Origin of the sequence: Nocardia aobensis NBRC 100429 (genome assembly GCF_000308375.1) — a bacterium.
In the GTDB taxonomy this organism is placed as follows: Bacteria; Actinomycetota; Actinomycetes; order Mycobacteriales; family Mycobacteriaceae; genus Nocardia; species Nocardia aobensis.
Window position 1 is genome coordinate 1 of the sequence record NZ_BAFQ01000013.1, and the last position, 12,874, is coordinate 12,874.

15 protein-coding genes are annotated in these 12,874 nt (G+C 68.4%); 7 read left to right on the forward strand and 8 right to left on the reverse strand.

The window, feature by feature from the left end; genetic code table 11:
• The coding region (radA, locus tag RJ03_RS02130) for a DNA repair protein RadA (RefSeq protein ID WP_036497494.1) at window positions 1–1,087 on the reverse strand (1,087 nt) is incomplete at its 3' end.
• A gap of 67 nt (window positions 1,088–1,154) precedes the next feature.
• Window positions 1,155–1,880 carry a copper chaperone PCu(A)C domain-containing protein gene (locus RJ03_RS02135; protein ID WP_051024158.1) on the reverse strand — a complete coding sequence of 242 codons (726 nt, stop codon included), beginning with the start codon at window positions 1,878–1,880 and terminating at the stop codon, window positions 1,155–1,157.
• Window positions 1,881–2,152: 272 nt separating this feature from the next.
• Between RJ03_RS02135 and carD the strand changes: the two genes are divergently transcribed.
• From carD to RJ03_RS02165, 6 genes are all read left to right on the forward strand, one after another.
• Window positions 2,153–2,641: an RNA polymerase-binding transcription factor CarD gene (gene carD, locus RJ03_RS02140; protein ID WP_019931623.1), complete on the forward strand. Its 489-nt coding sequence runs from the start codon at window positions 2,153–2,155 to the stop codon at window positions 2,639–2,641.
• 10 nt (window positions 2,642–2,651) lie between these two features.
• Complete coding sequence (ispD, locus tag RJ03_RS02145) at window positions 2,652–3,383, forward strand: 2-C-methyl-D-erythritol 4-phosphate cytidylyltransferase (RefSeq protein WP_036497496.1); 732 nt, start codon at window positions 2,652–2,654, stop codon at window positions 3,381–3,383.
• Window positions 3,384–3,397: 14 nt separating this feature from the next.
• Entirely contained in the window at window positions 3,398–3,880 is a 483-nt protein-coding gene (ispF, locus tag RJ03_RS02150) for a 2-C-methyl-D-erythritol 2,4-cyclodiphosphate synthase (RefSeq protein ID WP_036497513.1), read from the forward strand.
• A 238-nt stretch (window positions 3,881–4,118) separates the two neighbouring features.
• Window positions 4,119–5,504: a cysteine--tRNA ligase gene (gene cysS, locus RJ03_RS02155; protein ID WP_036497498.1), complete on the forward strand. Its 1,386-nt coding sequence runs from the start codon at window positions 4,119–4,121 to the stop codon at window positions 5,502–5,504.
• A gap of 61 nt (window positions 5,505–5,565) precedes the next feature.
• Window positions 5,566–6,534, forward strand: coding sequence for a 23S rRNA (guanosine(2251)-2'-O)-methyltransferase RlmB (rlmB, locus tag RJ03_RS02160; protein WP_036497499.1), 969 nt, complete (start codon window positions 5,566–5,568; stop codon window positions 6,532–6,534).
• Between the two features lie 75 nt (window positions 6,535–6,609).
• Complete coding sequence (locus tag RJ03_RS02165; RefSeq protein WP_036497501.1) at window positions 6,610–6,906, forward strand: hypothetical protein; 297 nt, start codon at window positions 6,610–6,612, stop codon at window positions 6,904–6,906.
• A 7-nt stretch (window positions 6,907–6,913) separates the two neighbouring features.
• Here RJ03_RS02165 and RJ03_RS02170 read toward each other — a convergent pair whose 3' ends face one another.
• The 3 genes from RJ03_RS02170 to RJ03_RS02180 all read right to left on the reverse strand — a co-directional run bounded on the left by RJ03_RS02170 (window position 6,914) and on the right by RJ03_RS02180 (window position 10,027).
• Window positions 6,914–7,744 carry an enoyl-CoA hydratase/isomerase family protein gene (locus RJ03_RS02170; RefSeq protein ID WP_036497503.1) on the reverse strand — a complete coding sequence of 277 codons (831 nt, stop codon included), beginning with the start codon at window positions 7,742–7,744 and terminating at the stop codon, window positions 6,914–6,916.
• Window positions 7,745–7,974: 230 nt separating this feature from the next.
• Window positions 7,975–9,147, reverse strand: coding sequence for an acyl-CoA dehydrogenase family protein (locus tag RJ03_RS02175; protein ID WP_036497505.1), 1,173 nt, complete (start codon window positions 9,145–9,147; stop codon window positions 7,975–7,977).
• Window positions 9,148–9,283: 136 nt separating this feature from the next.
• Complete coding sequence (locus RJ03_RS02180) at window positions 9,284–10,027, reverse strand: alpha/beta fold hydrolase (protein ID WP_036497514.1); 744 nt, start codon at window positions 10,025–10,027, stop codon at window positions 9,284–9,286.
• Between the two features lie 44 nt (window positions 10,028–10,071).
• Between RJ03_RS02180 and mhuD the strand changes: the two genes are divergently transcribed.
• Window positions 10,072–10,386, forward strand: coding sequence for a mycobilin-forming heme oxygenase MhuD (mhuD, locus tag RJ03_RS02185; protein ID WP_036497507.1), 315 nt, complete (start codon window positions 10,072–10,074; stop codon window positions 10,384–10,386).
• Window positions 10,387–10,464: 78 nt separating this feature from the next.
• Here the strand turns inward: mhuD and RJ03_RS02190 are convergent, their stop codons facing one another.
• The 3 genes from RJ03_RS02190 to RJ03_RS02200 all read right to left on the reverse strand — a co-directional run bounded on the left by RJ03_RS02190 (window position 10,465) and on the right by RJ03_RS02200 (window position 12,860).
• Complete coding sequence (locus RJ03_RS02190; protein ID WP_036497508.1) at window positions 10,465–10,908, reverse strand: OsmC family peroxiredoxin; 444 nt, start codon at window positions 10,906–10,908, stop codon at window positions 10,465–10,467.
• A gap of 114 nt (window positions 10,909–11,022) precedes the next feature.
• The gene (locus RJ03_RS02195) at window positions 11,023–11,871 is read right to left on the reverse strand and encodes an ABC transporter permease subunit (RefSeq protein ID WP_036497510.1); all 849 of its coding nucleotides are present in this window, start codon (window positions 11,869–11,871) and stop codon (window positions 11,023–11,025) included.
• Entirely contained in the window at window positions 11,868–12,860 is a 993-nt protein-coding gene (locus RJ03_RS02200; RefSeq protein WP_083870553.1) for an ABC transporter ATP-binding protein, read from the reverse strand. Before RJ03_RS02200 ends, RJ03_RS02195 begins: the two co-directional genes overlap by 4 nt.
• Window positions 12,861–12,874: the final 14 nt, after the last annotated feature.

Below are 12,874 nucleotides of genomic sequence, written 5' to 3' on the forward strand. Positions count from 1 at the left end.
CGCCGACCGTGGCGGCATACACGTCGTGCTTGCCCAGATACACACCGCAGCGGCTCTGCAGCACCGCGAGCACCATCGACACACGGTTGTAGTCCAGACCGCTGACCGCCCGCCGCGGCGCGGGTACCTGGGTGGATACGGTCAACCCCTGCACCTCGCCGAGCAGCGGCCGCTTACCGTCCATCGCGACGGTGATCGCGGTCCCGGGAACCTGATCCGCGCGGTGATGCAGGAACAGCCCGGACGGATCGCTCACCCCGACGATGCCGTCGTCGTGCAGTTCGAAACAGCCCACCTCGTCGGCACTGCCGAAGCGGTTCTTGATACCGCGCACCATGCGCAGGGTGGAGTGTTTGTCGCCCTCGAACTGCAACACCACGTCCACCAGGTGTTCGAGGGTGCGCGGCCCGGCGACATTGCCGTCCTTGGTGACGTGGCCGACCAGCAGCACCGCGATCCCGCTCGCCTTGGCCAGGGAGGTCAGGGCCGCGGTCACCGCCCGTACCTGGGTGACACCGCCGATCACCCCGTCCGCGTCGGCGGCCAGCATGGTCTGCACCGAATCGACCACCAGCAGTGTCGGCCGGACCTGATCGACATGGCCGAGAATCGTGGCGAGATCGGATTCTGCTGCGAGATAGACCCTTTCGTGCACGGCCCCGGTCCGGTCGGCGCGCAGCCGGACCTGTCCGGCGGACTCCTCGGCGGTGACGTAGAGCGCGCGCTCGTCGCGTTGCCGGGCCCAGCGGTGGGCTACCTCGAGCAACAGCGTCGACTTGCCGACGCCCGGTTCACCCGAGAGCAGCACCACCGATCCCGGCACCACCCCGCCGCCGAGGACGCGGTCCAATTCCGCGACACCGGTGGGCCGGGCGCGGGTGACCTTCGAATCGATGGTCGAGATGGGCGCCGCGGCCGTCGAGGGCAGCAGCGCCCGGCGCCCGGCGGCATGCGTTCCCGCAGCGGCGCCGGCCGTCACCACCTCGTCGACGGTCCCCCATTCGTTGCACCCCGGGCAGCGCCCCACCCATTTGGCAACCTCGTTCCCGCATGCCGAGCAGCGGTACACCGATTTCACCTTGGCCACGTGCGCAGCCTAGAGAGAGGGGCCGACACGGGCCGGTATACCGGGGCGGGGTGCGCGCAGGCGCGGCTCAGTGGCCGCCGTGCTCGGCGACCGTCGCGCCCTCGTGCCGCGGGGTGTCCGGGCCGGCGTCGACGGGCACCTGCACCTGCACGGTGCCGGCGTTCTTGAAGTTGAAGGTCACGCCGTAGGTGAGGCCGGGCACGATGTCCTTGGACAGCCCGGTGACCTCGACCAGGATCGGATGCGCGTTCGGGTCGGCCGGCTGATCGGGCGTTCCGGCGCCCTCCTGGCGCGGCGACGCGCTGTGCTCCGGCGTGGGGGTCGCGGCCGAGTTGGTGGGCTGCGCGGGAGCGGAGGTCGGCGTCGAGTTCTCGCCCGCCTGGGCCGCCTTGGCCGCTTCCGGGCTCGCGGCGACGACCGTCTGCCCCGGGACCAGCTCCGGCGTGGCCGGGGTGATCTTCACCTGGCCGAGGTCGGTGGTGATGCTGACCAGTTGGTCGGTCTTGGACGAACCCTCGTTGATCGCACTGAACGCGACGACGGACTTGCCGCCCTTGGCATTGGTGTACTCCTCCGACTGCGGCAGCAGGATGCGCACGTCACGCAGCGCCACATTGCCGACGGTGGCCGCGGCGCCGTTGACGGCGGGCACCTGGCCCGCGGTCTGCGAGATCTGACCGGCACCGCATCCGGACAACGCCAGCGCCGCACCGGTGGCCAGCGCGGCAACAGCGATTGCGCGCCGCGACACCTTGGTCACATTCGACGCTGTGGTGGCTTTCAGGGCAGTCACGGGTTGTCCTCCATGTCGACCGGCTCACTCCACGATGGAGAGTAGTAGTAGGCAGCGTAGTAGTTCGCGGGGTGGTCGGTGTGGACCGGTCCGGTGTAATGTTCCGCGGCGACCCGCGAGCCGCGTATCCCCTTCTGCCGCAACAAGATGCATACGCATCGCGATCTGTCAAGCCCCAAGGTCCGCCTGTTGTGGCCCCTGACCTGCGCCGTTGATCGCGGCGTTATCGAGTCGCATGTTAAACTGTGAACATCGAAAGGGGCACGGGACACATGATTTTTAAGGTCGGAGACACCGTCGTTTACCCCCACCACGGAGCGGCGCTGATCGAAGCAATCGAGACTCGCACCATCAAGGGTGTTCAGAAAGAGTATCTGGTCCTGAAGGTCGCCCAAGGCGATCTCACCGTTCGGGTTCCCGCAGAGAACGCGGAGTACGTCGGCGTGCGCGACGTCGTCGGCCAGGAAGGTCTCGACCGAGTCTTCCAGGTGCTACGCGCTCCGCACACGGAGGAGCCGACGAACTGGTCTCGGCGGTACAAGGCCAACCTCGAGAAGCTCGCCTCCGGCGATGTGAACAAGGTGGCCGAGGTCGTCCGCGACCTGTGGCGTCGGGAGCAGGACCGCGGCCTGTCCGCCGGCGAGAAGCGGATGCTGGCCAAGGCCCGGCAGATCCTGGTCGGTGAGCTCGCGCTCGCCGAGGGCACCGACGACGTCAAGGCCGAGACCCTGCTCGACGAGGTTCTCGCCGCGGCTTCCTGACCGCATCGCCTTGACGCTCAACTCCCGCCGCGTTGTGGCATTGGTTCCTGCCGCCGGCCGGGGCGTTCGCCTGGGTGAATCGACACCCAAGGCGTTCGTCCCGGTCGGCGGCAGTCCCATGCTCGTACACGCAGTAGACGGTCTGATCGCGTCCGGGGTCGTCGACCGCATCGTGATCATGGTGCCCATCGAGATGATCGATGCGGCCCGGGAACTGCTCGCCGCCCGTGCCCACGCGGCCAGCCCGATACCGGTCGACGTGGTGGCCGGCGGCGTGGAACGCACCGACTCGGTCCGTGCCGGCCTGGCCGCCGCACCGGAAGCCACCCATGTCCTCGTGCACGACGCGGCCCGCGCCCTGACGCCGCCGTCGCTGATCGCGCGGGTCGTGGACGCGCTGGACGCCGGTCACCGCGCCGTCGTTCCCGGCATACCGGTGGCCGACACCATCAAAACCGTCGATGCGGTCGGCGACGTCACCGGTACACCCGACCGTTCGGGGCTGCGGGCCATTCAAACTCCCCAGGGCTTCGATACCGCGCTGCTGCGCGAGGCGTACGCGCTGGACCTGCCCGCCACCGACGACGCGGGCCTCGTGGAGGCCTCGGGCGCGACCGTCTCGGTGGTCCCGGGCGATCCGCTGGCCTTCAAGATCACCGGCCCACTCGATCTGAAACTCGCGAACGCGCTGGTAGCGGACGCTGCGCTCCCCGCGACGACCGGAGCGGCGGTGACCGGATGACCGATCTCACCGCGCTGCGCACCGGCATCGGCAGCGATGTGCATCCCATCGAACCCGGCCGGCCCTGCTGGATGGCCGGACTGCTGTTCGAGGGCGACGACGGCTGCTCCGGACATTCCGACGGCGATGTGGCCGCCCACGCTCTGTGCGACGCGCTGCTCTCGGCCGCCTGCCTGGGCGACGTCGGCGCGGTCTTCGGCACCGGACGGCCCGAATGGGAAGGCGTATCCGGCGCCGCGATGCTGACCGAGGTGCGGCGATTGCTCGGCGAATCCGGATATCGGATCCTCAACGCGGCGGTACAGATCATCGGTAATCGCCCCAAGATCGGGCCGCGACGCGCCGAAGCGCAAAAAATACTCGGCGAATTGCTCGACGCACCGGTTTCGGTATCGGGTACGACTTCCGACGGTCTGGGACTCACCGGACGCGGTGAGGGCATCGCCGCGGTGGCGACCGCATTACTCGTGCACGACGGGCGATGTAGTACCGCATAACCGCAGTCGGCGATCCATCGCGGATTTACTGCTCGCGTCGATCGACCGCAGCGAACTCGGCGCCGACCGCCGTATTCGCACTCGCGCCTTCGGCCGCACCGCTCGGCTCGAAACTCGCTCCGGAAACATGCCCCGGCGAATCCTTTCCGGACCCGCGGTGCCATCGCATTCGATGGACCGTGGACCATAGGAGGGGCCCACCCATACCGTTGTTCAACAAGCCTTAGGATGGCTGGTCGTGACTCTGCGCCTGTTCGACACCGCGACGCGGACCCTGCGGGATTTCACCCCGCTGGTCCCTGGACGTGCGTCGGTGTACCTGTGTGGCGCCACCGTGCAGGGCGAACCTCATATCGGGCACGTCCGCAGCGGCGTCGCCTTCGACGTGCTGCGCCGCTGGCTCACCGCGAACGGCTACGACGTGGCCTTCGTGCGAAATGTCACCGACATCGAAGACAAGATCCTCACCAAGGCCGCCGCCGCGGGCCGCCCGTGGTGGGAATGGGCCGCGACCCACGAGCGCGCCTTCGACCGCGCCTACGAGGCGCTCGGGGTACTGCCGCCGTCGGTGGAACCGCGGGCCACCGGACACATCACCCAGATGGTCGAGATGATGCAGCGGCTCATCGACCGCGGGCACGCCTACGCGTCGAGCGGCAACGTGTATTTCGATGTGCGCAGTTATCCGGAATACGGTGCGCTCTCCGGGCACAAACTCGAGGATGTGCAGCAGGGCGAGAGCGCCGGCGAGGGTAAACGCGATCCGCGCGATTTCACGCTGTGGAAGGCCGCCAAACCGGGCGAGCCGACCTGGCCGTCGCCGTGGGGTCCCGGGCGCCCGGGCTGGCATCTGGAATGCTCGGCGATGGCCGAGTTCTACCTCGGCCCCGAATTCGATATCCACTGCGGTGGTATGGACCTCGTTTTCCCGCACCACGAGAACGAAATCGCCCAATCCCGTGCTGCCGGAGACGGATTCGCACAGTATTGGCTGCACAACGGCTGGGTGACGCTCGGCGGCGAGAAGATGTCGAAATCGCTCGGCAACACGCTCTCGGTGCCGAATATTCTCACCCAGGTGCGGCCCGTGGAATTGCGGTTCTATTTGGGCAGTGCGCATTACGCGTCGATGCTCGAATATTCCGAGCAGGCGCTGCGCGATGCCGCGCAGACCTATCAGCGACTCGAGGCATTCGTACAGCGCACCGTCGAGCGGGTGGGTGAGGTCGCGGTCGGGAAATGGACCGATGCCTTCGCCGAGGCGCTCGACGACAATCTCGCGATCCCGAAGGCACTGGCCGAAATTCATCGCGTGGTGCACGAGGGCAATCGAGCGCTGGAAGCGGGCGCGGGCGAATCGGCGCGCGAGGCCGCCGGACAGGTGCGGGCGATGCTCGGAATCCTGGGTGTCGATCCGCTGGATCCGCACTGGGCCGGCCCGAAGGACACCTCGGCGGCCGAATCCGCACTCGACATCCTGGTGCGGGCCGAACTCGAGCGCCGCCAGCGGGCCCGCAGCGAAAAGGATTGGGCCACCGCCGACGCCGTGCGCGATCGGCTCGGTGCGGCCGGAATCGAAGTCGTCGACACTGCCGGCGGCTCGGATTGGTCGCTGGCCAAATGATTCAACCGGCGAAGCCTGCTGATCGGGTGCGGGTGTCGCGACCGACACGAAAGGCATACTGATGGCAGGAAATTCGCAGCGACGAGGTGCGATCCGCAAGGGCGGCACCAAGAAGGGCGCGGTCGTCGGCAGCGGCGGTAAGCGCCGCCGCGGGCTCGAGGGCCGCGGCGCCACCCCGCCCGCCACCATGCGCAAGAACCACCCGGCCTCGAAACGCGCTGCGGTGGCGGCGAAAGCGGCCAAGGCGACGCAGGGCCAGAACCGCGCCCGGCCCGGCACCCGCAAGGGCGACGACGGACCGGAGTTGGTGCTGGGCCGCAACCCGGTGGTGGAGTGTCTGCGCGCGGAGGTTCCGGCCACCGCGCTGTATGTCGCGCTGGGTACCGAGAACGACGACCGCCTGACCGAATCCGTGCAGCGCGCCGCCGACGCCGGAATCTCCATCCTGGAGGTGTCGCGCACCGATCTGGATCGGATGAGCGCCAACGGTTTACATCAGGGCATGGCCCTGCAGGTGCCGCCGTACCGCTACGCCCATCCGGAGGATCTGCTGGACAGTGCGCGCGCGTCCGGGACCGCGCCGCTGCTGGTGGCGCTGGACAACATCTCCGACCCCCGCAACCTGGGCGCGGTGATCCGTTCCGTCGCCGCGTTCGGTGGCCACGGCGTGGTGATTCCCCAGCGCCGCAGCGCGAGTGTCACGGCGGTCGCCTGGCGCACCAGCGCCGGCGCCGCGGCCCGGCTGCCGGTGGCGCGCGCGACCAATCTGACTCGCACACTGAAGGATTGGGCCAAGGCCGGTCTGCAGGTGGTCGGCCTCGACGCCGGCGGCGACACCGTCCTCGACGACTTCGACGGCACCACACCGACCGTCGTGGTCGTCGGCTCGGAAGGTAAGGGCCTGTCGCGCTTGGTCCGCGAAACCTGCGACACCATCATCAGCATCCCGATGGCCGGGCCGGTGGAGTCGCTCAACGCCTCGGTGGCGGCGGGCGTCGTGCTCTCCGACATCGCCCGGCAACGTCGCTGAGCAGGGCCGGAAACTCCCAAGATGCCCGTCTACCAAGCTTTTCGGGTCGGCACGCCGTAAACTCGCACGGTGGCCATGAATCAACCCGACTACTGGGGATCGCTGCCTGAGCCGCCGACCGGCAACCCGGTCGAACACCCCCATGCGACGACGGTGCTGATCCTGGGTGTGCTGAGCCTATTGTGTTGCGGCGCACTGGGTCCGGTGGCGTGGGTGATGGGCAAACGGGCGCTCGACCAGATCGAGATGTCCGGCGGCACCATCGGCGGCCGCTCGCAGGTGGTGGTCGGCTATGTGGTCGGCATCGTCGGCACGGTACTGATGGTGCTGTACGCGTGCGTCTTTCTGATGATGCTCATCGGCGGGCGCTGACCGTCCGCTAGGCCGGTTCCTCGGTGGTGCCGTCGAGCCCCGGACGTTCGCCCGGCGACGACAACTCGCCCGCGGGCCATTCGGCGCTGATACTGCCCTTCCACTGCGGCTGGCGGCGGTCGCGAAACGCCGCCATCCCCTCGGCCGCGTCCACGCTCTTGCCGACGAAGCCGTGCAGTTCGGATTCCAGCCGGCCGACCGCCTCGGGGCTCATTCCGAGGCCCTCCCACAGCAGCCGCTTGGTCAGTGCCGTCGGCAGCGGCGCCGAACCGGCCGCCAGGTCGTGGGCCACGGCCAGGGCGGTCGGCAACACCTCGCCGGCCTGCAGACTGCTGTTGGCCACGCCCATCTGGCGCGCTTCCTCACCGTCGAACGTGCGACCGGTCAGCATGATGTCGGCCGCATTGGCCATCCCCGCCAGACGCGGCAGTGTCCAGTGCGCGTAACCGTCGGCCATCGCGCCGCGACGCACCTGGTTCAGCCCGTATACGGCGTCGGTCGCCATGTATCGCAGATCGCACTGCAGTGCCAGCGACAGCCCGATGCCCACGGCATGCCCGTTCACGGCCGCGATCACCGGCTTGCGGATCTGCCACGGCGGCGGATCGATCGTGCCGCGCACGTCACCGACGCGGGCGGACAGATCGGCGCCCGCGCAGAACGCGGGCGGAGTCCCGGTGATCACCACCGCGCGGATAGCGTCCTCGGTATCGCAGCGCCGCAGCGCGGTTCCGAGCTCCGCCGCCATCGTGGGCGTCATGGCGTTCTGCTGCGCGGGACGATTGAGCGTGAGTACGGCGACACCGGCGGACACATCGACCTGCAGTTCCGAACTCATGCGACACAATCCTAGGTTTGGGTGATCTTTCCCGCCCACCTTACTTGCTGTGTTATTGGCCTTCGCTTCGCTTCGGCGGGGTCTCGGCCCCTTGGGCCTCGATTTTTCACTCCTCCGCTCAGTCGCTGCGCTCCATCGCTCCGTCGCTGCAAAATCGAGGCGGGCCGAGACCCACCAGAGTGAACGGCTCGTAGATGTGCGCCTTGACGGGGGCAGCGCGGGCAGGCCCTCTATCCGCGCAGCACTTGGCGGCCGATCGCGTATTTGTGGACTTCGGTGGGGCCGTCGTAGAGGCGGAAGGCGCGCATGTCGCGGAAGATCATCTCGACCACGGTCTCGTCGCTGATGCCGATGCCCCCGAGGACCTGGACACAGCGGTCGGCGACCTTGAACAGTTCCTCGGATACATAGGATTTCGCCATCGAGCTCTCGTGCCGCGCCTTGTGGCCCTGATCCATCAGCCAGCAGGCGTGCCAGATGGTCAGGCGGCACTGGTGCAGGGCGATCTCGTTGTCGGCCAGCATGAACGACACGCCCTCGTGTTCGCCGATCGGTTTGCCGAAGGCGGTGCGGGTCTTGGCGTGTTCGACGGCGATGCTCTGGGCACGTTCGGCGGCGCCGAGCCAGCGCATGCAGTGGGTGAGGCGGGCGGGCGCCAGTCGCAGCTGGGCGTAGCGCAGGGCCTGGCCGCTCTCCCCCAGCAACGCCTCCTTGGGCAGGACCAGATTCTCGAAGCGCACGACGCCGTGGCCGCCGACGTAGTTGCGGTCCATCGTGTTCATGGTTCGCTCGATGACGATTCCCGGCGTATCTCCCTCGGTGAGGAACAGGGTCGGGCCCGCGGGGAGGTGGTCGTTGTCCTCGAGTTTGGCCATGACGATCCAGGTCTTCGCTCCGTCGGCCCCGGTGATCAGCCATTTGCGGCCGTTGATCGTGAAGTTCTCGCCGTCGAAGGTGGCGGTGGTGGCGAGCTGGGCCGGATCCGATCCGGCGCCCCCGGGTTCGGTCATCGCGAAGACCGATCGCTGGTGGCCGTCGATCACCGGCATCAGGTAGCGGTCCACCTGCTCCGGGTTCGCGACCTTGGACAGCAGGAACATATTGCCCTCGTCGGGCGCGGCGCAGTTCATCGCGACCGGCCCCAGGGTGGACCATCCGGCCGCCTCGTACAGCACGGCCTGTTCGACGTGGGTGAGCCCGCGACCGCCGAGCGCCTCCGGCGCCTGAATGGTGAGCAGCTTCTCGGCCCGCGCCACTTCGACCAATTCCTGCCGCAGCTCGTCGTTGGGCCCGTGCGCGGTCAGGCGGGGGTCGCGCTCGAACGGGACGATCTTGTCGATGACGAACCGGCGGATGCGGTCACGTTCGGCGGCGAGGTCGGCGGGGATCGAGAAGTTAATCATGATTCACCTTTTGGTCGGGGCCTCAGAGGAGCATACGTCGGCTCCGGCCCGAGACTGAAGGCGATTGCCCGCAGCTGTCGGACCGCAGCCCCCGAAGGCCGCTGTTTCGGCCCGCTCCCGCCCGCGCGCGATCCGATCAACCCACGTTTTCGTGCAGAAACCGTTCGACTTCGGCGCGATAGACAGCGGGTTGATCGTCGTGGACGAGATGTCCGGCGGCGCCGACGACCACATGGCGCACGCCCGGCCGCACCGCCGCCATCTCCCGCATCTGACCCGGCGGCGTGATCGTGTATTCGCCCTCGATCAGCAGTGTCGGCACGCGCACCGCAGCCCATTCGGCCCAGAAGTCGCGAGTGCCCCACTCCTCGGAGATGTCGCGGAAGGTCGCGACGGAACCGTGTAACCGGTAGCCGTCCGGCGCGGGCGTGAACGAGTTGAGGAAGTAGCGCCCGGCGACCGGGCCGAAATAGTCGAGTACCGCGTCGGCATCGGCAAACGGCTGCGGCCAGGCCTCGATCATCTCCGCCCAGTGCTGGGCGGTGCGCCCCCGGAAATCGGGCGCCATATCCTCGACCACCAGCGCCCGCACCCGCTCGGGATGCGCGGCCGCGAACATCCATCCGTGCAGTCCGCCCATCGAATGCCCGATCACCACCATGGGCTCCGATATCGCGGCGGTCGCGGCCGCCAGGTCGGAGACGAACGCCTCCGTGGTGAGCTCCGGCGGCGCCGGTCGACCGTGGCCGGCGGCGTCGAAGGAGTGGACATGACCGAATTCGCGCAGCCACGGCACCTGGCCGGCCCAGGTCCGCGCGCTGCCCATCAATCCGTGCAGCAGCAGAATCGGCACCCCGGTGCCGCCCTCGTCGTACAACATCGGCACCGACGATACGTGGCGAACCATAGGATTAGCCTGGGCTCATGGCTGTTGTGAAGATCAATGCGATCGAGGTTCCCGAGGGAGCCGGACCCGAACTCGAGAAGCGCTTCGCGCATCGCGCGCACGCGGTGGAGAACTCGCCCGGCTTCCTGGGCTTCCAGTTGCTCCGCCCGGTGGCCGGTGACAACCGGTATTTCGTTGTGACGCAGTGGGATTCGGAGGAATCGTTCGCCGCGTGGCGGGACGGACCGGCCAAGGAGGCGCACGCCGGACAGGCCCGCCAGCCGGTCGCCACGGGTGCCTCCCTGCTGGAATTCGAAGTCGTCCTCGACGTCGCGGGCAAACCGGCCCAGTAGTGGTCCCTGCACCCGGTGGTCGGCCCGACCACCGGGTGGCTGTCCCCGACGCCCGCGATTACTTCGGCGAGCGCCGGCTCAGTTTTCGAGTGCGGCGTCGAGTTCGATCGTCTCGACGCCGGCGAGGGCCTTGCTGACCGGGCAACCGGCCTTGGCGGCCTGGGCGGCCTGCTCGAAGCCGCTCGCGTCGATACCCGAGACCCGGCCGCGCACGGTCAGCGCGATCTTCGAGATGCGGAAGCCGCCCGCGGGATCCGGGCCGAGTGTCACGTCGGCATTCACGTCCAGGCTTTCGATGGTGCCGCCGGCGGCGCCGATCTGACCGGACAGCGCCATCGCGTAGCAGGACGAATGCGCGGCCGCGATCAATTCCTCGGGGCTGGTGGTGCCCTCGGCGTTATCGGCGGTCCGCTTCGGGAACGAGACGTCGAATTTGCCGACACCGGAACTGGCCAGGTCGACCTGTCCGGATCCGTCCTGCAAGCCACCGGTCCATGCGGTACGCGCGCTACGTGTAGGCATCGCTGTCCTTTCGTCGAGTGAGTATTGTATGAGCCGTCGCGATCGAACCTACTCGCCGAGAACGCTCGACTCACCGCTGTCCGGCACGATTCCCGCACGACACCGCGCGGACGGTCACGCCATATCGCGACGCACCATCAATACCACTGTGCCGCAGGCGAATACCGCGATATATGCCGCCAGGACGAGGAACGACGCCGGTCGCGACAGGATGTCCAGGACGCCCGGTGTCGCGGCGCCGCCCACACTGCGCATGGCCCCGGCGGCCGAACCCGCCGCAGTCCCCGGCAGATGGTCGGTGACGGCCCGGATCGGCGAGAAGATCGAGGCAACGCCGCGCAGCAGATTCTCCACCACCAGCACCCACACCAGCCCCAGCCCGACCGCCAGCGCCGGACCGCGCGCGATCGCCGCGATCAGCGCCCCGGCCAGCGTCCACATACCGAGGATCACCACGCCGGTCGCGAGGCCGAACAGGGTGTGCGCGGCCGTCGGCAGCGTCAGCGTCTGGTGCTCGGCGACCCCGATCACCGCGGCCACACCGGTATCCACCACGAACGCCGCACCGGCCAAGCCCACCACCACGCTCGTCAGGGCCAGCACGGTGCCGCCGACCACCGCGCGGCGCGAAGGCCCCTGTGTAAAGACGGTTTTCCAACTGCCCCAGCCGTATCCGCTGCCCACCACCAGCGCCCCGAGTACCAGCATGAGCGCACCGCCGAACATCGCCATGCCCTGGGTGAACACCTCCGGCACGGCCGCGGGCAGCATCAGTTGCAACAGCACCTCGCGCGGTTGCCCGTTCGACATCCGGGAACTGCTGCCCGAGGTGTAGGCCAGATAGTTGAACAGATAGGCGAAGACGAGATTCAGCGCGATCCAGGTACCGAGCACGATCCAGAACGCGGGCCACTTCCGCAGCCGCGCGAATTCGGCTCGGGTGCAAGCCAATACGTCGTTCACGGGTGCTCCTGTTTCGTCATCTCGAAAAACACTTCCTCCAGCGACTTCTCGTCCGTGCGCAGCTCCAGCAGATCCGCGCCGGATGCGATCACCGCGCGCGCCACCTCGGGCGCCAGTGCCCTACCGGCATCGACCCTGATGCCGGCGGCGGCCAGCAGCGCGCGGTGTTCACCCACCACCCGGCGCACCGCCGGATAGGCCGTCTCCAGCGGCTCGGCGCGCACCAGAAGCGTTGCCGCGCCCCGTAATTCGTTCACCGTCGATTCGGTGAGCAGCGTCCCGCCGGAGATCACGCCGACCCGATCGCAGATTTCCTGCACCTCGCCGAGCAGATGCGAGGAGAGCACGACGGTGTGCCCGTCGGCGGCCAAACCGGTGACCAGTTCCCGCATTTCGGCCATGCCCGCCGGGTCCAGGCCGTTGGTCGGCTCGTCGAGGATGAGCAGGTCGGGATTGCCGAGCAGCGCGGCGCCGACGCCGAGGCGCTGCTTCATGCCGAGCGAATAGGTGCGGAAGCGGTCGTCGGCCCGATCGGCGAGACCCACCCGCGCCAGGATCTCGTCCACCTCGGCGAATCGGTCGCGACGCCGGATACCGGCGGTGCGCTCGGTCCGGTGGTAGCGGGCCAGTACCCGCAGGTTGTCGCGGCCGGACAGGTACGGATAGAAGCCGGGCCCTTCGATCAGAACGCCGATGCGCCGCAACGACTCCGGTTCGCCGGGACTGCGGCCCAGCACCGTCGCGGTACCGGAGGTCGGTGCGATCAGCCCGACGAGCATCCGCAGCGTCGTCGTCTTACCGGCGCCGTTGGGACCGAGAAATCCGTAGATCTCGCCGCGCCGCACCGACATGGACACCGCGTCCACGGCCGTATGGTCGCCGTACTTCTTGGTGAGCGCGTCGGTGACCACGACCTCGGCCGCGGTCGGCCGAGCCTGCGTGGCCGTACCGGGGAGCGCGCCACCCGGATCGGCATTCGATCTGTTCATATCTCGACCATCCG

Coding starts and splice junctions, on each gene's coding strand:
- carD (WP_019931623.1), top strand. CDS start 2,153: ATGATTTTTAAGGTCGGAGACACCGTCGTTTACCCCCACCACGGAGCG.
- rlmB (WP_036497499.1), top strand. CDS start 5,566: ATGGCAGGAAATTCGCAGCGACGAGGTGCGATCCGCAAGGGCGGCACC.
- RJ03_RS02165 (WP_036497501.1), top strand. CDS start 6,610: ATGAATCAACCCGACTACTGGGGATCGCTGCCTGAGCCGCCGACCGGC.
- RJ03_RS02170 (WP_036497503.1), bottom strand. CDS start 7,744: ATGAGTTCGGAACTGCAGGTCGATGTGTCCGCCGGTGTCGCCGTACTC.
- RJ03_RS02175 (WP_036497505.1), bottom strand. CDS start 9,147: ATGATTAACTTCTCGATCCCCGCCGACCTCGCCGCCGAACGTGACCGC.
- RJ03_RS02180 (WP_036497514.1), bottom strand. CDS start 10,027: ATGTTGTACGACGAGGGCGGCACCGGGGTGCCGATTCTGCTGCTGCAC.
- mhuD (WP_036497507.1), top strand. CDS start 10,072: ATGGCTGTTGTGAAGATCAATGCGATCGAGGTTCCCGAGGGAGCCGGA.
- RJ03_RS02190 (WP_036497508.1), bottom strand. CDS start 10,908: ATGCCTACACGTAGCGCGCGTACCGCATGGACCGGTGGCTTGCAGGAC.
- RJ03_RS02200 (WP_083870553.1), bottom strand. CDS start 12,860: ATGAACAGATCGAATGCCGATCCGGGTGGCGCGCTCCCCGGTACGGCC.